This window comes from Pseudomonas sp. CAM1A (assembly GCF_047501685.1).
GTDB lineage: Bacteria > Pseudomonadota > Gammaproteobacteria > Pseudomonadales > Pseudomonadaceae > Aquipseudomonas.
Genome location: NZ_JBFNXP010000001.1, coordinates 520,866 through 546,273, shown reverse-complemented (window position 1 = coordinate 546,273; position 25,408 = coordinate 520,866). Strand labels below are relative to the sequence as shown.

Below are 25,408 nucleotides of genomic sequence, written 5' to 3'. Positions count from 1 at the left end.
TCGCCCTCTAGAGCGCGAACGGCAGCTTCAGCGCCACCCGCTGACGCTGCGCCAGGCGCACCTCGAATTCGCTCGGGTCATGGATCATCACGTCCATCCCGGCGAACGCCTGCGCCGCGATCAGGCGCGACAGCCAGAAGCGCACGCACGCCACCCGCAGCATCACCGGCCACAGCTCCGCTTCGGCGGCGGTGAACGGTCGCAGTGCCGCATAGGCGCCCAGCAATGCCTGGGCGCGCGGCAGGTCGATACCGCTCTGCTCGTCCAGGCACCAGTCGTTCACGGTGATGGCAATGTCATACAGCATCGGCCCGGAGCAGGCGTTGTAGAAGTCGATCAGTCCGGTCAGGTGGGTGCCTTCGAACATCACGTTGTCACGGAACAGGTCGGCGTGCAGGTTGGCCTTGGGCAGGGCAAGGATCTGCGCCTTGTGCGCGGTGATTTCCGCCAGCGCCGGCTGCAGCAGCCCGGTTTGCTCCTGGTTCAGGCTCGGCAGCAGTTCGGCGCCCGATTCGAGCATCCAGTCCAGGCCCCGGTCGGTGCGGCGCTCGATGATGCGCTCGCGGGTGGCCAGGTGAATGTGCGCCAGCAGCTCGCCGACCTGGGCGCAGTGCTGGTTGTTCGGCAGCTTGATGTGCTTGCCCGACAGCCGTGGCTGCAGCAGCGCAGGCTTGCCGCACAGTTCGCGCAGGCCATTGCCGTCGCGGTCGCGCACGGCGTAGGGCACGGGCATGTCGGCATCGTGCAGCACGTCGAGCAGTTCGATGAAGAATGGCATGTCTTCAGCCGGCCCGCGCTCGATCAGTGTGAGGACGAACTCCCCTTTTTCCAGGCTGACGAAGAAATTGCTGTTCTCGGTACCGGCGGCGATGCCCTGGAAGTCGAGCAGGCGGCCCAGCTCGTATGGCGCCAGAAAGGTTTCCAGCTCAGGCCGGGACACAGGGGTGAAGACTGACATGTTGAAGAATTGCCCATGCGGGCACTTCCGCCGGAAGTGCCTGGTTGATAAGAACGATACGCGTTACTAGCTTACCACTCGAAGATCTTCCAGGACGGAATCAGCATGTCCGGCTGGTCGGAACGAATGAAATTGCCTTCGGAGCCATCGGCGCGTACCAGGAAATAAGGCTTGCCGTTCTTCGGCGTGACCTTGATCGCATACAGGAAGCCGTTCTGACGGTACTCCTGGATGGTTTTATCGCCTTCCGTGCGAATGGTTACATCGGGATCGGCCGATGGGGCTTCGTCCGCCGCCTGGGTGACGACTGGCATGGTGGCCAGCAGACCGAGCAGTAACAGGCGATTGAGTGTGCGCATGATAACCTAGTCCTTTTGTCGTCATTGATCCGGCTATTCTAGCGCCGGACCCGTCGAAAAGGTTGATTCTCCTCATGAGCCAAGCGCCCCTCGTCCTGGTGGACGGTTCGTCCTACCTCTACCGCGCCTTCCACGCGCTGCCGCCGCTGACCACCTCCAAAGGCATGCCCACCGGCGCGGTCAAGGGCGTGCTGAACATGCTCAAGAGCCTGCGCAAGCAGTACCCGGACAGCCTGTTCGCGGTGGTCTTCGACGCCAAGGGCGGGACCTTCCGCGACGCCATGTTCGCCGAGTACAAGGCCAACCGCCCGAGCATGCCCGACGACCTGCGGGTGCAGGTCGAGCCGCTGCATGCCAGCGTCCGCGCCCTCGGCTACCCGCTGCTGTGCGTCGAAGGCGTGGAGGCCGACGATGTGATCGGCACCCTGGCGCGCAGCAGCGCCGCCGCCGGCCGCCCGGTGATCATCTCGACTGGCGACAAGGACATGGCCCAGTTGGTGGACGGCCACGTTACCCTGGTAAACACCATGACCGGAAGCGTGCTCGACGTCGCCGGCGTGCACGAGAAGTTCGGCGTCGGGCCCGAACACATCATCGATTTCCTCGCCCTGATGGGCGACAAGGTCGACAACATCCCTGGCGTGCCTGGCGTTGGCGAGAAGACCGCGGTGGGCCTGCTGACCGGTATCGGTGGCGGCTTGAGCGATGTGTACCAGAACCTGGACAAGGTGCCGGGCCTGGCCATTCGCGGCGCCAAGACCCTCGCCGCCAAGCTTGAGGAGCACCGCGACGCGGCTTTCCTCTCCTACGAGCTGGCTACCATCAAGTGCGACGTGGAGCTGGATGTCGAGGTGGATGCCCTGGTCTGCGGCGAACCGGACCGTGAAGCGCTGCTGGCGTTGTACGCCGAAATGGAGTTCAAGAGCTGGGTTGCCGAAGTCCAGCGCAGCGCGCCCCAGGCCGGTGAAGGCGCCGTTGCCGTCGAGGCTGCCGTTGCCGAGAAGGTCGAGCCGAAGTACGAAACCATCCTCGACCAGGCCCGCTTCGACGCCTGGCTGGAAAAGCTGCGCCAGGCGCCGCTGTTTGCCTTCGATACCGAAACCACCGGCCTGGATGCCCAGCAGGCGCAGATCGTCGGCCTGTCGTTCGCCGTCGAGCCCCATGAAGCCGCCTATGTACCCCTGACCCATGACTACGAAGGCGCTCCCGCCCAGCTGGACCGCGAGCGCGTGCTGCTGGCGCTCAAGCCGCTGCTGGAAGACCCGGCCAAGGGCAAGATTGGCCAGAACGCCAAGTACGACATCAACATCCTGGCCAATGGCAGCCCGGCCATCCACATGCGCGGCGTGGCCTACGACACCATGCTCGAGTCCTACGTGCTCGACTCCACCGCCACCCGTCACGACATGGACAGCCTGGCGCAGAAGTACCTGGACCACACCACCATCGGCTTCGAGGATATCGCCGGCAAGGGCGCCAAGCAGCTGACCTTCAACCAGATCCCGCTGGACAAGGCCGGCCCCTACGCCGCCGAAGACGCGGACATCACCTTGCGTCTGCACCACGCGCTGCAGGCGCGCCTGGCCCAGACGCCCAGCGTGCTGCCGGTGCTGATGGATATCGAGATGCCGCTGGTGCCGGTGCTGGCGAAGATCGAGCGTCAGGGCGCGCTGGTCGATGCCGCGCTGCTGGGCGTGCAGAGCGGCGAACTGGGGGCGAAGCTGGTGGAGTTGGAGCGCGAGGCCTTCGAGCTTGCCGGTGAGGTATTCAACCTGGGCTCGCCCAAGCAACTGGGCGCGATCCTCTACGACAAGCTGGGCATGCCGGTACTGAGCAAGACCGCCAAGGGCCAGCCGTCCACCGCCGAGGCGGTCCTGGATGACCTGGCCGAACAGGGCTACCCGCTGCCCAAGGTGCTGATGCAGTACCGCAGCCTGAGCAAGCTCAAGAGCACCTACACCGACAAGCTGCCGGGGCAGATCAACCCGCGTACCGGACGCATCCACACGTCGTACCAGCAAGCGGTGGCAGCCACTGGCCGACTGTCGTCCAGCGACCCGAACCTGCAGAACATCCCGATCCGCACCGCCGAGGGCCGCCGCATCCGCCAGGCTTTCGTGGCCAGCCCCGGCTACAAATTGCTGGCGGCGGACTACTCGCAGATCGAGCTGCGCATCATGGCCCACCTGGCCAAGGATGAAGGCCTGCTGCATGCCTTCCGCAATGACCTGGATGTGCACCGCGCCACCGCCGCCGAGGTGTTCGGCGTGGGCCTCGAAGAGGTCACCATCGACCAGCGCCGCAGCGCCAAGGCGATCAACTTCGGCCTGATCTACGGCATGAGCGCGTTCGGCCTGGCCAAGCAGATTGGCGTCGACCGCAAGCAGTCGCAGGACTACATCGACCGCTATTTCGCCCGCTACCCTGGCGTGCTGGCTTATATGGAGCGCACTCGCGCCCAGGCCGCTGAAAAGGGCTTCGTCGAAACCCTGTTCGGGCGTCGCCTGTACCTGCCGGACATCAACGCCAAGAACCCGGCCTTGCGCAAAGGCGCCGAGCGCACCGCGATCAACGCGCCGATGCAGGGCACCGCGGCGGACATCATCAAGCGCGCCATGGTGGCGGTGGACAACTGGCTGACCGAGAGCGGGCTGGATGCGCGGGTGATCCTGCAGGTGCACGACGAACTGGTGCTCGAGGTGCGCGAAGACCTGGTCGAACAGGTGAAAGCTGAAATCCGGGTTCACATGAGCGGCGCGGCGCAACTGGATGTGCCGTTGCTGGTGGAAGCGGGCGTTGGCTCGAATTGGGACGAAGCTCACTAAACGCCGCGTGAAAGCTGTGTAGGATCTGCGGCGTAGTGTCGCGGATCCGGCGCAGGCCTCGGGCTTTAGATCGAGCGCTTCATGAAACTATCGCAAATAGTTTCTAGGGGCTCGGAACTAAACCGGTGAACCGCCACTCAGAGGTACTGAATGGCTGGTGAAGCCTTTCGATGCTCCTATGTTGTGTTAAGTGTTGGCAGATATCTGGACCCCGCCCTAGCGGTCCGGACTTGGACCCCGAACTTCCCCCTCCCCATACGAAGTCCGGGGTTTTTTTTGCCCGGAATTCGGCCAGAGGCCTGGGAAATCCGTGGGAGCGGGCTTGCCCCGCGATACGGTCATCGCGGGGCAAGCCCGCTCCCACGAAGTATCCCTTGGCCTTCAGACAGCCGGCTTGTCTTCCAGCTCCATCCAGTCCGCCAGCACGCGATACGCCTCTTCCAGGCCCAGACGCTTGGGCGCCGAGAACAGCTGGATGGTCGCGGTATCGCCCCAGCCCTTGCGGATTTCCGCCTGCACCTTGAGCAAGGTGTTCTTGCCGGCGCCGTGGGTCAGCTTGTCGGCCTTGGTCAGCAGGATGTGCATCGGCATGCCGCTGGCCTTGGCCCAGTCGAGCATCATCTTGTCGAAGTCGGTCATCGGATGGCGGGTGTCCATCATCAGGATGATCCCGCGCAGGCATTCGCGGCTGCCCAGGTAGGCTTCCAGGTGTTTCTGCCAGTGCTGCTTGAGCGGAATCGGCACTTTTGCATAACCGTAGCCCGGCAGGTCGACCAAACGCCGTTCATCGTCCAGACTGAAGAAATTCAGCAGCTGGGTGCGGCCGGGGGTCTTCGAGGTACGCGCCAGGCTGGCGTGGGTCAGGGTGTTGAGGGCGCTGGATTTACCGGCGTTGGAACGGCCGGCGAAAGCCACCTCGTAACCCTGGTCTTCGGGGCATTGTTCGACCTTGGCGGCGCTGAGGGCGAATTTGGCTTTCTGGCAGAGGCCGAGGATGGGGTTCTTGACTTGCATGGGATTTCCGATGTGGGTGTTGCCCAGCGCTGGAGGCGTAGGACCAGGCCTGGCAAGCGGTGTCGTTTCCGTTTGGCTGGCGGAAGTATATAATGCCCCAGTTTTTGTGTGCTCATTCGCCCAGCGAAGGCAATTGAGCATGGGGTGTCGAACAATAGCTCGCGCAACAGAACGCAGCGCGGCCCCCAACCCTGTCAGGTCGTTTCGCATGGCGAAATGGCTGCTTGCTGTCGGTATGTTCCTGCCGTTTTTCAGCGCACAGGCTACACAGGATCCCGAGGCGTTGTACAACCGCACGTGCGCGGCCTGTCACGCCGGACAACTGCCCCAGGCACCCAAGAGTGGTGACCGGGCGGCCTGGGAGCCAAGGCTGGCGCAAGGCATGGAGCAACTGCTGGTACATGTTACACAGGGTTTCAAGGCTATGCCGCCGCGTGGATTGTGCATGGACTGCAGTGCCGAGGACTACCGTTTGGTCATCCTTTGGATGAGCGGCAGTCCCGATACATAACATTTCACCCTTAGCCGTGTTGGATTAGCTGATGAACAAACTAGTCGTGAGTCTGCTGTTGACCATGGGGGTCGCAGGTGCGGCAACTGCTGCGGGACCCATCAAAGGCGATGCCGCCGCCGGCCAGGCCAAGACAGCTGTCTGTGGTGCCTGTCACAACCCGGACGGCAACAGCCTGGCACCGAATTTCCCGAAACTCGCCGGCCAAGGTGAGCCCTACCTGAACAAGCAGCTGCACGACATCAAGGACGGCAAGCGTACCGTGCTCGAGATGACCGGCATGCTGGCCAGTTTCAACGACCAGGACCTGGCCGACATCGCCGCTTACTTCGCCAGCCAGAAAGGCAGCGTGGGTGCCGCCGATCCGAAGCTCGTCGAGCATGGTCGTGCCTTGTTCAACGGCGGCAACCTGGAGAAAGGCATGCCGGCCTGCACCGGTTGCCACTCCCCCAATGGTGCAGGCATCGCCCTGGCGAAGTTCCCGCACCTCAGTGGCCAGCACGCGCAGTACGTCAGCAAGCAGCTGACCGACTTCCGCGAAGGCAACCGCACCAACGACGGCGACGCCATGACCATGCGCACCATCGCCGGCAAGCTCAGCAACAAGGACATCGAAGCGCTGTCCAGCTACATCCAGGGCCTGCACTGAGTGCGTGTTAACACTTGGTTAATGCACAAGCGCTAAAGATGAAAAGGGCAGCCTGCGCTGCCCTTTTTTTCGTTCTTAGCCGTTACACTACAGAACTCGCGCCCTTCCCGGCCTGTCTCAACCAGGTCGCGTCGAGGCGACCAAAGACTGCTCAGGAGTAAAGCATGCGTAAACTGATTCTCAGCGCTGCGCTGGTCGCCGCCAGCGTGTTCGGTATGGCCGCCGTACAGGCCGCGGAGCCTGCCACTGCCGGCAAGGAATATATCGAGCTGAGCAACCCTGTTCCGGTTTCGGTACCGGGCAAGGTCGAAGTCGTCGAACTGTTCTGGTATGGCTGCCCGCACTGCTATCACTTCGAGCCGGTCATCAACCCATGGGTCGACAAGCTGCCCAAGGACGTCAATTTCAAGCGCGTCCCTGCCATGTTCGGTGGCCCGTGGGATGCCCACGGCCAGATGTTCCTGACGCTTGAAGCCATGGGTGTCGAACACGACGTCCACAACGCGGTATTCGATGCCATCCAGAACAAGCGCATGCGCCTGACCAAGCCTGAGGAGATGGCTGACTTCCTGGCCACCCAGGGCGTGGACAAGGACAAGTTCCTCGCCACCTTCAACTCCTTCGCCATCAAGGGCCAGGTCAATCAGGCCAAAGAGCTGGCCAAGAAGTACGAGATCACCGGCGTACCGAGCCTGGTGGTCAACGGCAAGTACCGCTTCGACCTGGGTACCGCCGGCGGTCCGGAAGGCGTGCTGAACGTCGCCGACCAGCTGATCGCCAAGGAGCGCGCCGCTAAGTAAGCGGCGAATGCCATGGGCCGCTTTCGCTCCACCCGAAGCGTCGGCCTGCACCAGCCGCAGGTCAACGAACATCACCTGCAGGCCAGTGGCCTGCCGGCCGATGGTCGCCTGCGGCTGCTCAGTTTCAATATCCAGGTCGGTATCAGTACCGAGCGCTACCGCCACTATGTGACCCGCAGTTGGCAACACCTGCTACCGCACAACGGGCGGGCCGGCAACCTGCAGAAGATCGGTGACCTGCTCAACGACTTCGACCTGGTGGCCTTGCAGGAAGCCGACGGCGGCAGCCTGCGCTCCGGCTTCGTCAACCAGGTCGAGCACCTCGCCCAGCTGGGGGCCTTCCCCTACTGGTATCAGCAGCTCAATCGCAACCTGGGGCGTTTCGCCCAGCACAGCAACGGCGTGCTCAGCCGTCTGAAGCCCCAGCACCTGGAAGACCATCCCTTGCCTGGCCCGTCTGGGCGAGGGGCGATCCTCGTGCGCTTCGGCGAAGGCGCGGATGCATTGATCGTGGTGATGATGCACCTGGCGCTCGGCTCCAAGACTCGCGCCCGGCAGCTGGCCTACATCCGCGAGCTGATCGGCGGCTATCGTCACCAGATCCTCATGGGTGACATGAACACCCATGCCAACGACCTGCTCGACCATTCGCCCTTGCGTGATCTCGGGCTTGTCGCGCCCCAGGTCGAGGCCACTTTCCCCAGCTGGCGCCCCCAGCGCTGCCTTGACCACATCCTACTCAGCCCGAGCCTTACGCTGGAACGCGTCGAGGTGCTGGCACAGCCAATTTCCGATCACCTGCCCGTCGCCGTCGAGATCCGATTGCCTGATGCCCTGACTGTGGATACGCTGCCGGTCCTGAGTTAGTCCTGCCTGGGCGAATCCTGCACTCAAGTGTTGGGCTTTTCCGCCGAAATCCAGTGATTGCAGGACTAGATGCCACTACCCGTTGCGGATCCAGGCATGACCGAAGAAGCCGAGCGCTGGAAAGAAAAATACCTCAAGAGCATCGAGCAGCAGGAAAAACTCGAGCGGCGCTGGGAAGCCCGCCTCGACCTGCTGCGCCGTGGCCTGGTGCGCAGCACCCTGGCGGCTGAAGGTAGCGACAAGACCGTTGACCAGTGCATGAAGGAAATGCGCGAGGTCATCCGCAGCGACAACATGGACGCCGGCCTCGCCGGGCTGATTCCACGCCTGGAAAAAGCCGTGCTCGACTCCGAGCAGCGCCGCGAAACCCGCATGAACCAGGTCAGCGAGGCGCTGACCGCCCTGGTTACCCAGTTGCAGACCTTACCGCTGCCGGGCGATGTGGCACGTCCGTTGAAAAAGCTGGCGAAGAAGCTCGACGGTGGCGTCAGCCAGTCCCGCGAGCTACCGCCCTTGCTTGGCGAGCTCAGTGGTTTGCAGGGGCGCGCCCTGGATGCGGTGCAAAAGCCCGATGACGAGGCTCGCCCCGGGTTCCTGCAGCGCCTGTTCGGTGGCCGTGACGAGTCCCAAGGGGAATTGGCGACCGCACCTGTTGCCGTCGAGGCGACGTCGCCCGCACCGCAGCCAGCCGCTGCAGCCGCCGTCATCGCACCTGAGCCATTGCCCAGGGATGCCGACGAACTGCACGCCCTGGCACCTGCGCCTCAAGCCTTGCCCGAGGCGGCACAGGCAGTGGATGAAACGGTGCCCGTCGAGCTGCCTGAAGCGGAAATCGAATTACCCGGCCCGGCGCTGGTTGAAACCACACCATTGGTCATTGCCGAAGCGCAGCAGGAGGCCGAGCCTTCGTTGGCCGAGGTTGCCGAACCCGTACCCGAGCCTTTGACCGTCATCGAGACGGAGCAAGGCACAACGGATGAGCCGGACACAGTGGCGGAGCTGGTCACTGTCGATGATGGTCCCTATGCCCTGCCCGATGCGGTCGAGCCGCCCTACAGCCAGGTTGCCGCCCATATCGAGCAGACGCTGATCGGCCTGCTCGACGACCTGAGCCTGCCCGAGCGCCACAAGGCCCAGGCCCTGGAGATGCGCGAGCGGGTTTCGCGGGGGCTGAACTGGTACGAGCTGATCCCGGTGCTGGATGACCTGGCCGTGCTCATGCTGGCGATCACCGACAGCGGCCAGCACGAGTTCGAGGCTTACCTGCAGCAGCTCAACGAGCGCCTGGAAACCTTCCAGAGCCACCTGCACGAAGCCAGCGCCGGGCATGCCGACAACAGCTCCGCCGCCCGAGAGCTCGAAAGCCAGTTGCGCGAGCAGGTCGATGGCCTGCAGAGCAGTGTGCAGGGTGCTGCCGATGTCGACAGCCTCAAGCACATCCTGGAGAACCGGCTCGAAGGCCTGCTGGTGACCATGGATGATCACCAGCATGAGCGCGACCGCCGTGAGCATGAGCTGGCCAGCCGCCTGCAAGGCCTGGCCGAGCGCGTGGCGAGCATGGAGCAGGAGGCCCTGGGCTATCGCGAGCATCTCGAGGAGCAACGCCAGAAGGCCATGATTGATCCGCTCACCGGTCTGCCCAACCGGGCGGCCTGGAGCGAACAGGTCGAGCGCGAGGTGCTCGACTGGCAGGAAAACGGCGGTCACCTGGCCATGGCCATCCTCGATCTCGATCATTTCAAGCGCATCAACGATGGCTATGGCCACCTGGCGGGCGACAAGGTGCTGAAGATCGTTGCCGACCAGCTGCGCAAGCGCCTGCGCGGGCGCGACTTCATTGCCCGTTTCGGAGGCGAGGAATTCGTCCTGCTGCTGCCACAGACTTCGCCGCCGGCGGCGGTCCAGGTAGCGGAGGCGTTGCGTGCGGCCATCGAAGCCTGCCCCTTCCATTTCAAGGGTGAGCGGGTGGTGATCACCACATCCATTGGCCTCAGCGCATTCCGCTCCGGCGAGCGTGGCGACCAGGTGCTCAAGCGGGCCGACGAGGCGCTGTACCGGGCCAAGGACGGTGGCCGCAACCGTGTCGAGCAGGCATAGATAGTTAACGCCCCCCAGCCCCCGGATCAATCGACACTTCTGGCCAGCGCTGACGTTCCAGCGCACCGCCAACAGATCGATTGTGAAAGGAGTTGAAAGATGAATGTAACCAAATGGCTCATGCTGGCCGTGCTCAGCCTGGCCTTCCAGACCAGTGCCATGGCCAAGGACATGCTGCTTACCGCGCATGTAGGGGCTGACGGCAAGGTACTGCGCCAGTGGCCGGAGTGGATCAGCCAGGTGGAGCGCCAGGCGCAGGCCAACTACTTCACCCAGTACAAGCTGAAACTCAATCCGCGCATCGTGCATCAGGACCCGGGTTTCTGCTCGGTGTCGCCGATCGACGCCAGCAGCTATGACCGGCAGATGCACGGCCAGGCCAAGGTGATCGGCAAACCCATGATCGAACACCTGAGCGTGATGACCCAGCTGGTGGACATGAAAGGCGCCAGTGGCGACAACTCGCTGGAATTTCTGCTGCTGTGCGTACGCTGAGCGTAACGTCGGCACAGGAGCACGTTATACTGTAGCGCTGTTGTCGCCTACTCAATGACGTGCTCCCCGCAATGAAAAGACTTTTCACCGCCCTGCTCCTGTTGGCCCTGGCAGGCTGTTCCAGTGGCTTGCGTATCGACCGCAGTCACCCCTCGGCCAATCAGGACAGCCGCATCCAGTTCGTCGTGGTGCATTACACCAACGCGTCGCTGGAGCGCTCCCTCGCCCTGCTGACCCATGGCGAGGTCAGCAGCCATTACCTCATCGGCGACGGCCCGGCCACGGTCTACCAGCTGGTGGACGAGAACCGCCGCGCCTGGCACGCCGGGGACAGCCAGTGGCAGGGCCGCACTTGGCTCAACTCCAGCTCCATCGGCATCGAGATCGTCAACGAGGGCTACACGGACACGCCGACCGGGCGCGTCTGGCACCCTTACAGCGAAGCCCAGGTGCAAGCGCTGATCGCCTTGCTCAAGGACATCGTCAAGCGCAACAACATCGACCCGCGCCACATCATCGGCCATAGCGACATCGCCCCACTGCGCAAACTCGACCCGGGCCCGCTGTTCCCCTGGAAGCGTCTGGCCGAGGCTGGCCTGGGTGTCTGGCCGGATGCGCCTTCTGTAGCGCGGCAGCAGGCCTATTTCGAGGTCAATCCGCCGACCATCAGCTGGTACCAGCAGCAACTGGCGCGTTTTGGCTATGCCATCGACCAGACCGGTGAACTGGACGTGGCCACCCGGCATGTGATCGCGGCCTTCCAGATGCGTTTCCGCCCGCGGCTATTCGATGGCACGCCGGATGCGCAGACCGCCGCGATGTTGCAGGTGCTTAACCGCAAGCGCTGACCCGAACTTTTCGGACGCTTGGCGCGCAAGCGGGCCAATTCACACGCCCAGCGGCTGCGCCAAGCTTTGATTCAGTTGCTATACCTTTGGTATTCAACTGGATGCCACGCATGCTTGCCCTTTTCACTTCGGTGCGTCAATTTTTCCACCGTCCCTGGCTGTTGGCCGCGCTCGCGGCGCTTGCCAGCGCCGGGCTGTTGCTTGCGATCAGCGTCAACGTTGCCCTGCAACAGATGAAACAAAGTGAAAGCGCGCAAATGAATGCCCAGGGCGAGCGTTTTCTCGAGCGCCTGGAGCAGGTGTTCGGCCAGTTGCGCGAGGCCGTGGACCAGCTACAGGCGCAGCCCCTGCGCGGCTGCGATCCATTGATGCTGACGCAACTGCAACAGGTGGCGCTGAAGTCGCGGTTCATCTACGAAGCGTCCTATGTGGAAGGTACGCGGGCGTGTTCCAACCGCGGCGACGAGCGGATCATCGAGCCCTTGCGCAGCCCGGATATCCAAGGGCCGACCTACAGCTACTGGCTCAATACCACCACCGAGCCCAACGAGAACCTCGCGGCCCTGATGCTGGGCCGTGGCCGCTTCGTCGTCTCCACCTCCCGTGGCCACCTCACCGACGTCGTCGACCTGCCGCCCGGTGGCAGCCTGCTGGTGGTGCTGGATCGCGGTACCCGTGCCATCCCCGTGCTGGGCCCGACGCAACCCTGGCCACCGACCACCGAATGGCCGCCCGCGCAGGGCAAATCGTTGATCGAGCTGCCCGACCGCCTGGTCTATCGCATGTCCACCAAATCCCCGGACTACCAGTTGGTGCTGATCGCGCCGAGGGCGAGCCTGCCGTTGAAGCTCAACGGGCTGCTCTGGTTACTGTTTCCCGGCAGCCTGGTATTGGCCGGCTGTATCGGCTGGCTGGTGCTGCAACTGATCCTGCAACGCCGCTCGATGAGCTCGGAGCTGCAGCATGCGCTGCGCCGCGGCGAGCTGCAGGTGCTGTACCAGCCGATCTTCGAACTGGACAGCCGCCGCTGCGTCGGTGCCGAGGCCCTGGTGCGCTGGCGCCGACCGGACGGCAGCCTGACCAGCCCGGAGCTGTTCATTCCCCTGGCAGAGAACACCGGCCAGATTCGACAGATCACCGACTTCGTCCTGCAACGGGTGCTCGAACAGCTGGGGCAATTGCTGCGAGCCAACCGCCAGCTCTATATCTCGGTCAACCTGGCGGCCTGCGACGTCATGGCGCCGCGTATAGGCCGGGTCGCGGCGCGGTTGCTGGCGCACCATCGTGTCGCCCCCAGCCAGATCGCCTTCGAGGTGACCGAGCGTGGCCTGATCGATGTGGTGGTGGCGCGGGACAACCTGCAGGCCCTGCGCGCTGTCGGGCACCAGGTGCTGATTGATGACTTCGGTACTGGTTATTGCAGCCTCGCCTACCTGCAGACCTTGCCGGTGGACTGCCTGAAAATCGACAAGTCGTTCATCGATGCCTTGGGCCATGACGCCGCCAGCAGCGGCGTGGCGCCACATATCATCCGCATGGCCCACGACCTGCACCTGCGGGTAATCGCCGAAGGTATCGAGTGCGAGGACCAGGCGGTGCTGCTCAACAGTGAGGGGGTCAACTACGGGCAGGGCTGGCTGTTCGCCCATCCGCTGAATGCCCGCCAGTTTGCCGAGCTGATTACCCGCGGACGGCGCGTGGCTGGGCGGCGGATCGATGATGAGCCTTGAGGCTGACGCGCCCTGAAGGGGGACATGTCAAACTGGCAGTGCCATGTAGAACTGCGTCCCCTGCCCCGGCCGTGAGAACACGCCCATGCGCCCGCCATGCAGTTGCACGATTTCCTTGCACAGCGCCAATCCCAGCCCGGCCCCGCCCTTCTTGCGCCCGACCTGCACGAACGGCTCGAAGATCCGCCCTTGCTGGCCATAGGCGATGCCCTCGCCGTTGTCCTCGACGCTGATGATCACCCGCTCGGCATGCCGCCGAGCATGCAGGCGGATACGCCCGCCGGAGGCGGTGTGGCGAATGGCGTTGTGCAGCAGGTTGTCGAGCACCCGGTCGAGCTGCGCGACATCGGCCTGGATCCGTGGCAGCGGTGGCTCCAGCTCGCGGATAATCTCGATCTGCTTGCCCGAGGCTTGGTCGACGAAACGCGCCTGGGCGCGTTCGAACAGTTCCTCCAAGGAGCAGGGGGCCAGTTCCAGCTTCTGCAAGCCGCTCTGATAGCGGGAGAAGTTGAGCAGGTCGTTGATCAATTGGGTGAGGCGCTGCATTTCCTCGGCAATGGTTTCGAGCAGATCGTTCTCCCGCGCTTCGGGCGGGAAGCTGACACGTTCGCGCAACAGTCCGAACGCCATGTGCATGCCCGTGACGGGTGTGCGCAGCTCGTGGGAAGCACGCAGGACGAATTCACTGCGTACCCGTTCGAAAGCGCGTTGTTCGGTGACATCGTGCAACACCATCACTGCGCCGAGAATAGGTCCTTCGGGGTGGCTGACCGGGGTCAGGCTATAGGTCAGCAGCCTGGTCTCTTCATCCACCTCCAGGCTCAGGTCTTCCGGCAGTCGGTCCAGGCTGCCACCGCGCAGCACCTGGCGCAGCTGTTGGTCCAGCTCGGGGCGTTGCAGGGCTTCGGCCAGGCTTGCGCCGAGGCGGCTCGGGTCCCAGCCGAGCTGGCGCTGGGCCACCGGGTTGAGGTGCTCCAGGCGTCCTTGGCGGTCGATTATCAGCAGGCCGTCGTCGATGCTGTCCAGTACCGCTTGCAGGCGCTGCTGGCCAGCCTGCAGCTCATCGACATTGGTGGCCTGGTGCTTGCGCAGGGCGTCGGCCATCAGGCCGAAGCGGCGGGTCAGCAGGCTGAGCTCGGTAGCCTGGGTCACCGGCAGGGTGACGTCGAAATTGCCCTGGCCGACCTGGTCGGCGGCCTTGGCCAGCGCCTCGATCGGCTGGCCAAAGCGGCGCGCGATGTTGTGCGCGGTGATGAAGCCGAGGACCAGCACGATGAGGCCCATCAGGCCGAGCAGGCCACTGATGAGCAAGGCGTGGTCGCGCGATGCTTCCTCGCTGCGGGTAATGTGCTCCAGGGCCTGGCGGTGCGAGTCGAGCAGGTCGGTGCGCACCTGGTTGAAGGCGGCGCCGAGGGGTTGGTCCACACCCATGCTGCGAGCAGGCGCCGGACTCTGCCGATAAGCCTGGACGAACGCCTGGTAGTTGCTGGCGGCCTTGCTGAAACCGGTACGCTCGCCGCCTTGTTCCAGCCCCTGCTTGAGCAGTGTCTGGAACTGATCCTGCAGGGTGACGAGGGTGCTTGGGGCGGTGTCCTCGTCGAGGATGAGGTTGAGCTGCTCACCGAGGTTCTGGCGCAGCTTCAGGGCCAACTCCAGGGTCTGGGTGGTGTCCTGCACCACGCGCTGCTGCAGCGCTGCCATCTGCAGCACACTGAACAAGCCCAGCAGCAAGCCCAGCAGGGCCACGGTGACCAGCGCCGAGATGCTCAGGAACAGCCGCGTGCGCAGCTTCATCGGCCATTTCATAGGTTGTACTGCTTGCGCTTGCGGTACAGCGTGGAGGCGTCGATGCCCAGGGTCTTGGCGGCCTGGTCGAGGGTGTCGCTGGTGGCCAGTACCGCGCCGATATGGGCGCGTTCCAGCTCGTCCAGGCTTAGCGCCGCACCGACCCGCGGCGCGTTGCCGACGGGTTGCTCAGCCATGCCCAGGTGGCTGATCTCCACTCGTTCCTGTGGGCAGATGATGCTGGCGCGCTCGATCACGTTGCGCAGTTCGCGGATGTTGCCCGGCCAGCGGTAGTTGAGCAGGGCGGCGCGCGCTTCGTCGCTGAAGCCACGGGCCGGGCGCGAGTATTCCTTGACGAAACGCGCCAGGAAACGGTCGGCCAGGGTCAGGATGTCCTCGCTACGCTCGCGCAGGGGTGGCAGGTGCAAGGTGATCACGTTCAGCCTGTACAGCAGGTCTTCACGGAAGCGGTTCTCGCGCACCATCTCGTCGAGGTTGAGGTTGGTGGCCGCGAGGATCCGTACATCTGCCCGTCGCGTGACCGGGTCACCGACCCGCTCGTACTCCTTGTCCTGGATGAAACGCAGCAACTTTGGTTGTAATGTGAGGGGAAAATCACCGATCTCGTCAAGGAACAGCGTGCCGCCATCGGCCTGGCTGACTCGCCCAAGGGTACTTTCGCTGGCGCCGGTGAAGGCACCACGGGTGTGGCCGAACAGCTCGCTTTCCATCAGCTCGGCGTTCAGCGACGGGCAGTTGATGGTCACGCAGGCCTTGCGTGCGCGCTTGCTCCAGCCATGGATGGCGCGGGCCAGTTCGCCCTTGCCGGTACCGGACTCACCGAGGATGAGAATGTTGGCATCGGTGGTCGCCACCTGGCGGGCGGTTTCCAGCACCGCCATCATCGCCGGGCTGTGGGAGTCCAGGCCGTCCTTGGGCTTGCGCACTTCACCCTCGAGGGCTTCCAGGCGCGCCGACAGCTGGCGCACTTCCAGCTGCTTGGCCGTGGCCAGGCGCAGCTGGTCGGGGCTGCAAGGCTTGACCAGGTAGTCGGCGGCGCCGGCCTGAATGGCGTCCACCGCGGTGTCGATGGCCGAGTGGGCGGTAACGATCACCACCCGCATCCACGGTGCCTGGATGCGCATCTGCGCCATTACGTCCAGGCCGTTGTCCTCGCCCAGGCGCAGGTCGAGGAAACACAGGTCGAACACCTGGCGCTGCAGCAGGGTCTCAGCCTGGGCGGCGCTGTTGGCGGTCGCCACGCTGTAGCCCTCGTCCTCGAGGCAGTAGCGGAAGGTACGCAGGATGGCGGACTCGTCGTCCACCAGCAGAATGCGGCCTTGGTTGTCCTGGGCTGATTCCATTTCCTGCGCTCCTGTGGGATTGATCTCAATTAGTGTCGGAAAAATCGGGCAAGTTGCATGGTCGATTCTGATTGATTCTGCTCCATGCATGCTAGCCGCATGCCTTCATGATGGCTAAGTGGCTGATAAATCTAAAGTTGATTGTGGGCAAACAGCTGGCATGTCGGTTGCGAGAGTCATGGGTTGAGTGATGCGAAAGGAGGTTTTGTGATGTCTATTTACCCTCGAATGGCCGTACTGGCGGCGTGTGTGTTGTCGATCGTCGCCCAGGCCCAGGCCAACCCGGTGCAGGACGCGCGCCTTGAAGGCGCCCTGCAGACGGCCCTGTCCCTTAACGCCATGCTCAACGCCTTCCCTATAAAGGTAGAAGTCGATGGCCAGCGGGCACGGCTTTCGGGCGAAGTGGAAAACCCGGTGGAACGCATGCTGGCCGAACAGGTGGCCCTGGCCACGCGCGGGATCGAGCAGGTGGAGAACCAGTTGCGGATTGACCCGGGCCTGGTGGACAGGCCCCTGGAGCTGCGTGCCTACGCCCAGCGTCTGGAAGACGCCACCCTCGGCGCGGTGGTGCGCGCACGGCTACTGTGGAGCCGGATTACCGAGAAGGCCGCTATCGACGTGGAAAGCCGCGAAGGCGTGGTGACCCTGCGCGGCAAGGTGGACAGCCCTGAGGCCAAGGAGCTTGCCGGGGTGCTGGCGCGCACCACCGATGGGGTACATCTGGTCAACAACCTGGTCAGCCTGGACAGCACGGCCCTGGCCAAGGCCCGGGAAAAAACTGTCGATGCCCAAGCAGGCCCGCAGCCCAGCGACAGCTGGATCGTCGACAAGATCCAGGCCAGCTACCGCTTCAGCCGCAACTTGGACGGGCTGAACATCAAGGTAGCCAGTGAAGACGGGCTGGTCAGGTTATCGGGCGAGGTGGTCAGCAGCGAGCAGAAGGCCATTGCCGTGGACGTCGCCAGGCAGATCGTCGGGGTGCGCGGCGTAGACGCCGATCTGTTGAAGATCGCCACCAAGGTAGAGGGCTGATCGTGCAAATCGCACGAGCCCTTGTAGGGGCATCGTGCAGGATACGTCCTTCGCTGTTAAGGGCTTATTTTATAAACTATTGATTTAAAAGGATTTATTAAGAGTTTTATGGCTGGCATGCAGGCTGCACTGTTCTTCCCAAGAACGGATAACAAGTACTGCAGGAGGAGCCGGCATGAATCGCCCCAACGTCAACCGCACGCAGAGCGCTGTAGTACCCCTGCAGCAGCTGCTGTTCCTCGGCATGGCCCTGCTGCTGACCTTGGCGGTCGGCCTGTTCCATCACAGCTGGCAGACCGCCCGGCTGGCCGAGCAAGTGGCGGCGCAGACCGCGCTGTTGACGCAATTGCGGGCAACGCCTCACGCCAGCACCTTGGTCAAGGCCACCCAGCCACTGCCCAGCGCCGATGCTGCCCCTGCCGTTCTCGATCGCGTCGAGCCCCAGCAACGTTGGGTGTTCTGACACTGCTAACCGATTTCGTACAAGAAAAGGAGAAACATCATGCTGAGTTGGGCTATCACTTTCCTGATCATCGCCATTATCGCCGCAGTTCTGGGCTTTGGTGGTATCGCCGGTGCTGCGACCGGTATCGCGAAGATCCTGTTCATCGTCTTCCTGGTGCTGTTCGTTGCCTCCTTCTTCTTCGGCCGCGGTAGAGGTTGACGACCATGAGCAGGATGCTCCCGAAAGCCTTGGCCGTCGCACTGCTGCTGGGCAGTGGTGCGTCGGTGTTGGCCGCCAATGACGGCCAGGTCCGGGTCAACCAGTTGCTTGGCTCGGACCCCGAATACCAGAAGACCTGGCAGAAGACGATAAAGAAAGAAGAGCGCTTGCCCGAATGGGTGATCAACCTCAGCGGCAGCTCGGCACAGCAGATGTCGGCGGTGACCGAGGACGGCGACCAGTATCTGGTTGGTCCGCTCTGCGAATCCGAGGGCAATTGCACCTACAAGCGCCTGGTTGTGGCCTTCAGCTGGGACAAGGACGAAGCCTTCGGCATGCTCGTGGAAGTGCCAGAGGGCTTGCCTGCGGACAAGTCACCGACCCGCCATGCGGACTACCGCTGGTTGGGCAAGCCGGACGAAGGCATGAAAGCGTTGCTGCAGGAGCAGCTCAAGCGTGACCCGAACTGGTACTGACCGGCGGTCGCGCACTGTAACGCTATAGAAGCTGAACCTTTTTATCTTTCAGGCTTCTATGATGCGCCGACCCGAGGAGGGACGGCGCATGACCAGGGGGCCGGGCCGTTCTGACTGTTGCAGGGTCGGAGTGGCCTAGGGGTACAGGGAGTGCCTCCAGCGTGGGCCGGGTCAGGAGAGGGTGGCATCGGAAGTTGCAGGTCGATCAGGTCGGAATGTAGGACGTGACCGATCTGGCTTCCGAAGCGCCTGTAGGGATTTATCTATCCATACGAGCGACTTTTTACTTCAGACACATTTTGTCGCTACCGTATATCGAAATTTTTTTAGTTGTCCGACAGGTCAGCCGGTGTGGCATTTCAGCCATTCGGATTGTCGAACACGCCATCAAACCCCCTTCTTTCATACCTGCAAATCTGCCGAAAAATGGCGCATTGGCCTTGTTCGGAAATCCGAACGTTGAAAATCAAGGCTTTGGCGATGCTCGATTTCGGCTTCTGGTCTCATGCCGATTCGGTATGGGGTAGTCGTTTCCGGCATTAGACTGCCCCTGCCCACGTCGCAATAGTTGCCGCCTTTTTCCTTGGCCCGAGCGCCAGAAATACTCGCTCGCGGTGTCCTTACAGAGGGGCCCGGAACGGAACATGCAGCCGCCCAGAAGCTTTGAAGCGCTCTGGAACGCGACTTTCCGTCAGGTGCCCGTGACCACTACAACAAAGGGTAATGACATGAAGAAGGCAAAACTGAGCCTCGCCTGGCAGATCGTCATCGGTCTGTTGCTGGGCGTTGCAGTCGGCGCGCTACTGAATCATTTCAGTGCAGAAAAGGCATGGTGGATCAGCAACGTCCTCCAGCCGGCCGGCGATATCTTCATTCGCCTGATCAAGATGATCGTCGTCCCGATCGTGATTTCGTCGCTGATCGTGGGCATCGCCGGGGTAGGCGACGCGAAGAAACTGGGCAGTATCGGCCTGAAGACCATCATCTACTTCGAGGTGGTGACCACCATCGCCATCGTCGTCGGCCTGGTCCTGGCCAACGTGTTCCACCCGGGCGCCGGTATCGACATGAGCACCCTGGGCACCGTCGACATCTCCAAGTACCAGGCCACCGCGGCCGAGGTGCAGCATGAGCACGCGTTCATCGAGACCCTGCTCAACCTGATCCCGTCGAATATCTTCGCGGCGCTGATGCGTGGCGAGATGCTGCCGATCATCTTCTTCTCGGTGATGTTCGGCATGGGCTTGTCGAGCCTCAACGCCGACCTGCGCGAGCCGCTGGTGCGTACCTTCCAGGGCGTGTCGGAGACCATGTTCAAGGTCACCCACATGATCATGAACTACGCGCCGATCGGTGTGTTCGCCCTGATCGCCGTGACTGTCGCCAACTTCGGCTTCAGCTCGCTGCTGCCGCTGGCCAAGCTGGTGCTGCTGGTGTACTTCGCCATCGCCTTCTTCGCCTTCATGGTGCTGGGCCTGGTGGCTCGCCTGTTCGGCTTCTCGGTGATCAAGATCATGCGCATCATGAAAGATGAGCTGATCCTCGCCTACTCCACCTCCAGCTCCGAGACCGTGCTGCCGCGCGTGATCGAGAAGATGGAGAAGTACGGTGCGCCGAAGTCGATCTGCTCGTTCGTGGTCCCGACCGGTTATTCGTTCAACCTCGACGGTTCGACCCTGTACCAGAGCATCGCGGCGATCTTCATCGCTCAGCTCTACGGCATCGACCTGTCCTGGAGCCAGCAACTGCTGCTGGTGCTGACCCTGATGGTCACCTCCAAGGGTATCGCCGGCGTGCCGGGCGTATCGTTCGTGGTACTGCTGGCCACCCTGGGCAGCGTGGGCATCCCGCTGGAAGGCCTGGCCTTCATCGCTGGTGTCGACCGCATCATGGACATGGCCCGTACCGCACTGAACGTGGTCGGCAACGCCCTGGCCGCGGTGGTCATCGCCAAGTGGCAGGGCATGTACGACGCCGAGAAGGGCGAGGCGTACTACAAGGCGCTGGTGCTGGAGAAAGGCCAGAAAGAGGCCGTGGTGGCGGGCAAGACCGTCAACCAGTAAGCCACTGAGCTGAACGAAGAGCCCCGACCAGTCGGGGCTTTTTGCTGTCTGCGCATCGCACCGTGGGCGCGGGATATGGCGCCTGAGCTGTGCCGATACGCTATCATTCGGGCATTTTTCACGGGGGAACACACGGATGCTCAACGGCCTCTGGCTCGGCTTTTTCCTGATTGCGGCCATCAGCGCACTGGGCCAATGGCTGGTGGGCGGCAATGCCGGCATCTTCGCCGCGATGGTCGAGAGTATCTTTGCCATGGCCAAGCTCTCGGTAGAGGTCATGGTCCTGCTGTTCGGCACCCTGACCCTGTGGCTGGGTTTTCTGAAGATCGCCGAGAAGGCCGGTATCGTCGAATGGCTGGCCAAGGTCCTCGGGCCGCTGTTCGCCCGGCTGATGCCGGAGGTCCCGCCGGGCCACCCTGCCCTGGGCCTGATCACCATGAACTTCGCCGCCAACGGCCTGGGGCTGGACAACGCCGCCACGCCCATCGGCCTGAAGGCCATGCGCTCGTTGCAGGAGCTCAACCCCAGCAGCACCACGGCGAGCAACGCGCAGATCCTGTTCCTGGTGCTCAACGCCTCGTCGCTGACCCTGCTGCCGGTGACCATCTTCATGTACCGCGCCCAGCAAGGCGCACCTGACCCGACCATGGTGTTCCTGCCGATCCTGCTGGCCACCAGTTGCTCGACCCTGGTCGGCCTGCTGTCGGTGGCGGTGATGCAGCGCCTGCGCCTGTGGGACCCGGTGGTGCTTGCCTACCTGATCCCCGGTGCGCTGTTGCTGGGTGGCTTCATGGCCTTCCTCGGCACGCTGTCGGCGGCCGCGCTGGCCAGCCTGTCCTCGATCCTGGGCAACCTGACGCTGTTCGGCGTGATCATCCTGTTCCTGGTGATCGGCGCGTTGCGCCGGGTGCAGGTGTACGAGGCGTTCGTCGAGGGTGCCAAGGAGGGCTTCGACGTGGCGAAGGGGCTGCTGCCCTACCTGGTGGCGATGCTGGTGGCCGTGGGCGTGCTGCGTGCCTCCGGCGCTCTGGAGCTGGCGCTGGATGGCATCCGCCACGCGGTGACCTGGATGGGCCTGGATACGCGCTTCGTCGAGGGCCTGCCCACCGCGCTGGTCAAGCCGTTCTCCGGCAGCGCGGCGCGGGCGATGCTGATCGAGACCATGCAGACCCAGGGCGTGGACAGCTTCCCGGCGCTGGTGGCGGCGACCATCCAGGGCAGCACCGAAACCACCTTCTACGTGCTGGCGGTGTACTTCGGCGCGGTGGGTATCCAGCGCGTGCGCCACGCGGTGGGCTGTGCGCTGCTGGCCGAGCTGTCCGGGGTGATCGCGGCGATCTTCGTCTGCTACTGGTTCTTTGCCTGAGCCTGGCTGACAGTCCAGTCGATCACCTGGCGCGCCAGTTGGTCGCTGGCCGTACCGAAGCCGGCGACCACCGCTGGCACTTGCTGCCCGCCTAGCGCCTGGCGTACTTCGAAGCGTTTACTCGCAAGGATGCGCTGGCTGCGGCCCTGCACCAGCCGTGCATCGTAGCGGATCACCACCTCCACCGCCCCGTCCGGGCGGTACTCGCTCTGGAATGCCTGCAGTTCGCCACCCAGCTCGTAGTCTGCCTGCAGGTTGCTGTCGTCGGCACTCAGGCGCTGCACCCGGCCATCGCGCTGGAAGCCGTCGAGCAGGCGATTGCGCACCAGCATTGGCGTCGGGTCGCTCCAGCGGGCGCCCTTGTAGCTGCTGATCACATCCCCCTGGGGAATGACCGCGATACGCGGCCCGGCCAGGGCTTCGCTGGCCAGTGGCTTGTTCAGGCGCAGCGACCAGTCCAGCGGCGCGGCACTGCGGGCGGTCTGGCTCACCGGCAGGCGATAGATATCCACAGGCTCGGACTGCGGCAGGATCGAGCAGGCCGTAGCCAGGCTCAGGGCGGTAACGAGTGCGGCCAGGCGCAGCGACAGCTTCATGGCTGGAACTCCTTGTTGTTGTCGCGGCCCAGCAGGTAGCCGCTGGGGTCGGCTTCCAGGCGCCGGGAGATGCCCTTGAGTGAGTTGAGGGTCTCGCGCAGTTCGCGGATCGCCGGGGCGATCTGGTTCAGGCCCTGGGCACCGTCGTCCAGGGACTGACGGTTGTCCTGCAACAGGCTGTTGATGGTCGCGGTGCTTTCGGCCAGCGATTGCATGGCCTGCTCGGCGCTGCCGATGGCCTGCTTGCCCTCGGTGCCCAGCAGGCCATTGGCGTTGCGCATCAGGGCCTGGGTTTCGGCCAGGGTGGCATTGGCCTGCTTGCCGACCTGGGCCAGCTGTTCGATGGCCTCGGAAATCCCGCCCTTCTGGTTGGCGAAGGCGCTGGTGGTCTGCTCGAGGTTGGCCAAGGTATTGCTGAGGCGCTCGATATTGCTCGAGGAGAACATCTGGTTGGCGTTGTGCAACAGCAGGTTGATGTTGGTCACCAGGTCGCTGCTGTCGTTGAGCAGGCGCGAGATGGGTGATGGCGAGGCGACGATCACTGGCAGCTTGCCGTCCTTGCCCTTGAGTTCCGGGCTTTGCGGCGTGCCGCCGCTGAGCTGGATGAATGAGTTGCCGGTCACCCCCGCCAGGGTCAGCTTGGCCTGGGTGTCTTCCTTGACCGGCGTGTCGCCGCTCAGGCGCACGCGGGCCAGGACCCGGCGCGGGTCCTTCGGGTCCAGGCGCAGGCTGCTGACATCACCGACCTTGATGCCGTTGTACTGCACGGGGCTGCCGCGGGACAGGCCCGACACGGCCTCGTTGAACACCACTTCGTAGTCCTTGAAAGCGTCGTCGACACTGGACTTGGTCAGCCACAGGCCGAACAGCATGGCGCCGGCCACCACCAGCACGGTGACCAGGCCGATCAGGACATGATGAGCTCGGGTTTCCATCGTCAGCGCTCCTGGCGGGCGCGCAGGGCGGCATCTTCGGCCGCCCGGCCGCGCGGGCCGTGAAAGTATTCGTGAATCCAGGGGTCGTCCGTCTGCTCGACCTCGGCCAAGGGCCCGGCTACCAGCACCCTTTTCTGCGACAGCACTGCGACCCGGTCGGTGATGGTGTAGAGCGTGTCCAGGTCGTGGGTGATGAGGAACACCGACAAGCCCAGGGCGTCGCGCAGGGTGAGGATCAGCTGGTCGAAGGCGGCGGCGCCGATCGGGTCGAGGCCGGCGGTGGGCTCGTCGAGGAACAGGATGTCCGGGTCCAGGGCCAGGGCGCGGGCCAGGGCGGCGCGCTTGATCATGCCGCCGGACAGCGAGGCCGGGTACTTGTCGGCGGCGCTGATCGGCAGCCCGGCCAGGGCCAGCTTGACCCCGGCCAGGTGCTCGGCGTCGGCCCGCGACAGCCCGGCATGCTCGATCAGCGGCAGGGCGACGTTCTCGGTAACGGTCAGCGAGGAGAACAACGCGCCCTTCTGGAACAGCACGCCGAAGCGGCGTTCGACCAGCGAGCGCTGGTTTTCGTCGAGCGTGGCCAGGTCCTGGCCGAACACCTTTACCGTGCCTTCATTGGGCCGGCGCAGGCCGACGATGCTGCGCAGCAGCACCGACTTGCCGCTGCCCGAACCGCCGACCACGGCGAGGATCTCGCCGCGGTACAGGTCCAGGTCGAGGTTCTCGTGCACGCTCTGGCTGCCAAAGCGGTTGCACAGGCCCCGGGCTTCGATCACGGCTCCAGTCACCAGCCCATCTCCATGAAGAACAGCGCGGCCACCGCGTCCAGCACGATGACCACGAAGATCGATTGCACCACGGCGGAGGTGGTGTGGGCACCCACCGACTCGGCGCTACCGCTGACCTTGAAGCCTTCCAGGCAGCCGATGGCGGCGATCAGGAAAGCGAAGAACGGTGCCTTCGCCATGCCCACCAGGAAGTGCTGCACGCCGATGTCGCTCTGCAGCAGCGAGAGGAACATGGCCGGCGAGATGTCCAGGGTCAGGGCACAGACCACCGCGCCGCCGATCATGCCGCAGAGCATCGCGACGAAGGTCAGCAATGGCAATGCGATCAACAGTGCCAGCACTCGGGGCACCACCAGCAGCTCGATCGGGTTAAGGCCCAGGGTGCGAATGGCGTCGATCTCTTCGTTGGCCTTCATCGAGCCGATCTGCGCGGTGAACGCGCTGGCGGTGCGACCGGCCATGAGGATGGCGGTCAGTAGCACGGCGAATTCACGCAGGAAGGAGAACGCCACCAGGTCGACGGTGAAGATGGTCGCGCCGAAGTCGGCCAGCACCGTGGCGCCGAGGAAGGCCACCACCGCGCCCACCAGGAAGGTCAGCAAGGCGACGATGGGCGCGGCGTCCAGGCCGGTCTGCTCGAGGTGCGCGACCACTGGGGTGACCCGCCAGCGATGCGGCTGGAACAGGCGCAGGAACAAGGTCTGCAGGATCAGGCCGATGAAACCCAGCACCTGGTTGGTGTCCTGCCAGAGCTGGTCGACGGCGCGGCCGATGCGCGCCAGCAGGAGCAGCAGCACTGGCTGCTCCGGTTCCTTGACCGGGATGCAGTAGTCCTGCACCGAGCAGTAGACGTTCTTCAGCAAGGCCCGGCTGGCATCGGGGAGTTCGTCGCTGCAGCGCGACAGGCGCTCGGAGCCCAGCAGCTCGGCCAGCAGCGAGGCGCCGGCGGTGTCCAGGCGGCCCAGCTGGCAGAGGTCGACCTGGGTGTCATCGCTGTACTGGCTGCCCAGGCGCTCGCATTCGCGCTTGAGCTCGGCGTAGTGGGCCAGGGTCCAGTCGCCGACGATGCGCAGGCGCGAGGGCTGCTCGGTGGTGTCCAGGGTGGCGCTCGGGGCGGTCATAGGCTCCATGCATCTGACTGGGGAATCGGCGACTCAGATCATAGCCCATCGCGGGGCAAGCCCGC

The 25,408-nt window shown here is 63.9% G+C and carries 24 protein-coding genes; 15 read left to right on the top strand and 9 right to left on the bottom strand.

The annotated features are described in order from the left end of the window. Positions 1–7 precede the first annotated feature (7 nt). On the bottom strand, positions 8–958 hold the full coding sequence (locus ABZO33_RS02550; RefSeq protein ID WP_414534724.1) for a homoserine kinase: 951 nt from the start codon (positions 956–958) through the stop codon (positions 8–10). Positions 959–1,029: 71 nt separating this feature from the next. Continuing rightward, positions 1,030–1,317: a DUF2782 domain-containing protein gene (locus tag ABZO33_RS02545; RefSeq protein ID WP_046853618.1), complete on the bottom strand. Its 288-nt coding sequence runs from the start codon at positions 1,315–1,317 to the stop codon at positions 1,030–1,032. A gap of 74 nt (positions 1,318–1,391) precedes the next feature. Here ABZO33_RS02545 and polA point away from each other — a divergent pair, with 74 nt between their 5' ends. Then, positions 1,392–4,142: a DNA polymerase I gene (polA, locus tag ABZO33_RS02540; RefSeq protein WP_414534723.1), complete on the top strand. Its 2,751-nt coding sequence runs from the start codon at positions 1,392–1,394 to the stop codon at positions 4,140–4,142. Positions 4,143–4,523: 381 nt separating this feature from the next. On the opposite strand, the gene yihA is transcribed toward polA, so the two are convergent. Then, entirely contained in the window at positions 4,524–5,156 is a 633-nt protein-coding gene (yihA, locus tag ABZO33_RS02535; RefSeq protein WP_414534722.1) for a ribosome biogenesis GTP-binding protein YihA/YsxC, read from the bottom strand. Between the two features lie 208 nt (positions 5,157–5,364). Here yihA and ABZO33_RS02530 point away from each other — a divergent pair, with 208 nt between their 5' ends. The 8 genes from ABZO33_RS02530 to ABZO33_RS02495 all read left to right on the top strand — a co-directional run bounded on the left by ABZO33_RS02530 (position 5,365) and on the right by ABZO33_RS02495 (position 13,153). After that, on the top strand, positions 5,365–5,667 hold the full coding sequence (locus ABZO33_RS02530; RefSeq protein ID WP_414534721.1) for a c-type cytochrome: 303 nt from the start codon (positions 5,365–5,367) through the stop codon (positions 5,665–5,667). A gap of 31 nt (positions 5,668–5,698) precedes the next feature. Next, positions 5,699–6,316: a c-type cytochrome gene (locus ABZO33_RS02525; protein WP_414534720.1), complete on the top strand. Its 618-nt coding sequence runs from the start codon at positions 5,699–5,701 to the stop codon at positions 6,314–6,316. A gap of 164 nt (positions 6,317–6,480) precedes the next feature. Continuing rightward, positions 6,481–7,116 carry a thiol:disulfide interchange protein DsbA gene (dsbA, locus tag ABZO33_RS02520; protein WP_414534719.1) on the top strand — a complete coding sequence of 212 codons (636 nt, stop codon included), beginning with the start codon at positions 6,481–6,483 and terminating at the stop codon, positions 7,114–7,116. A gap of 12 nt (positions 7,117–7,128) precedes the next feature. Next, entirely contained in the window at positions 7,129–7,983 is an 855-nt protein-coding gene (locus tag ABZO33_RS02515; RefSeq protein ID WP_046853623.1) for an endonuclease/exonuclease/phosphatase family protein, read from the top strand. 96 nt (positions 7,984–8,079) lie between these two features. Continuing rightward, positions 8,080–10,080, top strand: coding sequence for a diguanylate cyclase (locus ABZO33_RS02510; RefSeq protein WP_414534718.1), 2,001 nt, complete (start codon positions 8,080–8,082; stop codon positions 10,078–10,080). A 99-nt stretch (positions 10,081–10,179) separates the two neighbouring features. Then, the gene (locus ABZO33_RS02505) at positions 10,180–10,575 is read left to right on the top strand and encodes a hypothetical protein (protein WP_414534717.1); all 396 of its coding nucleotides are present in this window, start codon (positions 10,180–10,182) and stop codon (positions 10,573–10,575) included. Positions 10,576–10,646: 71 nt separating this feature from the next. Beyond that, on the top strand, positions 10,647–11,423 hold the full coding sequence (locus tag ABZO33_RS02500) for an N-acetylmuramoyl-L-alanine amidase (protein WP_046853626.1): 777 nt from the start codon (positions 10,647–10,649) through the stop codon (positions 11,421–11,423). A gap of 110 nt (positions 11,424–11,533) precedes the next feature. Continuing rightward, the gene (locus ABZO33_RS02495; RefSeq protein WP_414534716.1) at positions 11,534–13,153 is read left to right on the top strand and encodes an EAL domain-containing protein; all 1,620 of its coding nucleotides are present in this window, start codon (positions 11,534–11,536) and stop codon (positions 13,151–13,153) included. A 27-nt stretch (positions 13,154–13,180) separates the two neighbouring features. Here the strand turns inward: ABZO33_RS02495 and ABZO33_RS02490 are convergent, their stop codons facing one another. Together ABZO33_RS02490 and algB are read right to left on the bottom strand one after the other, a co-directional pair. Then, a complete protein-coding gene (locus ABZO33_RS02490; RefSeq protein ID WP_414534715.1) occupies positions 13,181–14,959 on the bottom strand; it encodes a KinB sensor domain-containing domain in 1,779 nt (592 codons plus the stop codon). After that, positions 14,956–16,302 carry a sigma-54-dependent response regulator transcription factor AlgB gene (algB, locus tag ABZO33_RS02485; protein ID WP_414534714.1) on the bottom strand — a complete coding sequence of 449 codons (1,347 nt, stop codon included), beginning with the start codon at positions 16,300–16,302 and terminating at the stop codon, positions 14,956–14,958. The genes ABZO33_RS02490 and algB overlap by 4 nt, the downstream gene beginning before the upstream one ends. A gap of 210 nt (positions 16,303–16,512) precedes the next feature. On the opposite strand from algB, the gene ABZO33_RS02480 reads away from it, so the two are divergent. From ABZO33_RS02480 to ABZO33_RS02455, 6 genes are all read left to right on the top strand, one after another. Beyond that, on the top strand, positions 16,513–17,334 hold the full coding sequence (locus ABZO33_RS02480; RefSeq protein WP_414534713.1) for a BON domain-containing protein: 822 nt from the start codon (positions 16,513–16,515) through the stop codon (positions 17,332–17,334). Between the two features lie 175 nt (positions 17,335–17,509). Beyond that, positions 17,510–17,797, top strand: coding sequence for a hypothetical protein (locus ABZO33_RS02475; protein ID WP_414534712.1), 288 nt, complete (start codon positions 17,510–17,512; stop codon positions 17,795–17,797). A gap of 39 nt (positions 17,798–17,836) precedes the next feature. After that, positions 17,837–17,998, top strand: coding sequence for a DUF1328 domain-containing protein (locus tag ABZO33_RS02470; RefSeq protein ID WP_008092060.1), 162 nt, complete (start codon positions 17,837–17,839; stop codon positions 17,996–17,998). A 5-nt stretch (positions 17,999–18,003) separates the two neighbouring features. Then, the gene (locus tag ABZO33_RS02465; RefSeq protein ID WP_414534711.1) at positions 18,004–18,474 is read left to right on the top strand and encodes an inhibitor of vertebrate lysozyme family protein; all 471 of its coding nucleotides are present in this window, start codon (positions 18,004–18,006) and stop codon (positions 18,472–18,474) included. 728 nt (positions 18,475–19,202) lie between these two features. Continuing rightward, on the top strand, positions 19,203–20,537 hold the full coding sequence (gene gltP / locus ABZO33_RS02460) for a glutamate/aspartate:proton symporter GltP (RefSeq protein WP_414534710.1): 1,335 nt from the start codon (positions 19,203–19,205) through the stop codon (positions 20,535–20,537). Positions 20,538–20,673: 136 nt separating this feature from the next. Further along, on the top strand, positions 20,674–21,903 hold the full coding sequence (locus tag ABZO33_RS02455) for a nucleoside recognition domain-containing protein (protein ID WP_046853634.1): 1,230 nt from the start codon (positions 20,674–20,676) through the stop codon (positions 21,901–21,903). Here ABZO33_RS02455 and ABZO33_RS02450 read toward each other — a convergent pair. From ABZO33_RS02450 to ABZO33_RS02435, 4 genes are read right to left on the bottom strand one after another with little or no spacing between them, the layout of a single operon-like run. Further along, positions 21,885–22,499, bottom strand: a complete 615-nt coding sequence (locus tag ABZO33_RS02450; protein ID WP_414534709.1) for an ABC-type transport auxiliary lipoprotein family protein — start codon at positions 22,497–22,499, stop codon at positions 21,885–21,887. The genes ABZO33_RS02455 and ABZO33_RS02450 overlap by 19 nt on opposite strands. After that, positions 22,496–23,434: an MlaD family protein gene (locus ABZO33_RS02445; RefSeq protein ID WP_414534708.1), complete on the bottom strand. Its 939-nt coding sequence runs from the start codon at positions 23,432–23,434 to the stop codon at positions 22,496–22,498. Before ABZO33_RS02445 ends, ABZO33_RS02450 begins: the two co-directional genes overlap by 4 nt. A gap of 2 nt (positions 23,435–23,436) precedes the next feature. Beyond that, the gene (locus ABZO33_RS02440; RefSeq protein ID WP_414534883.1) at positions 23,437–24,225 is read right to left on the bottom strand and encodes an ABC transporter ATP-binding protein; all 789 of its coding nucleotides are present in this window, start codon (positions 24,223–24,225) and stop codon (positions 23,437–23,439) included. Continuing rightward, on the bottom strand, positions 24,219–25,352 hold the full coding sequence (locus ABZO33_RS02435; RefSeq protein WP_414534707.1) for an ABC transporter permease: 1,134 nt from the start codon (positions 25,350–25,352) through the stop codon (positions 24,219–24,221). Before ABZO33_RS02435 ends, ABZO33_RS02440 begins: the two co-directional genes overlap by 7 nt. Positions 25,353–25,408 lie beyond the last annotated feature (56 nt).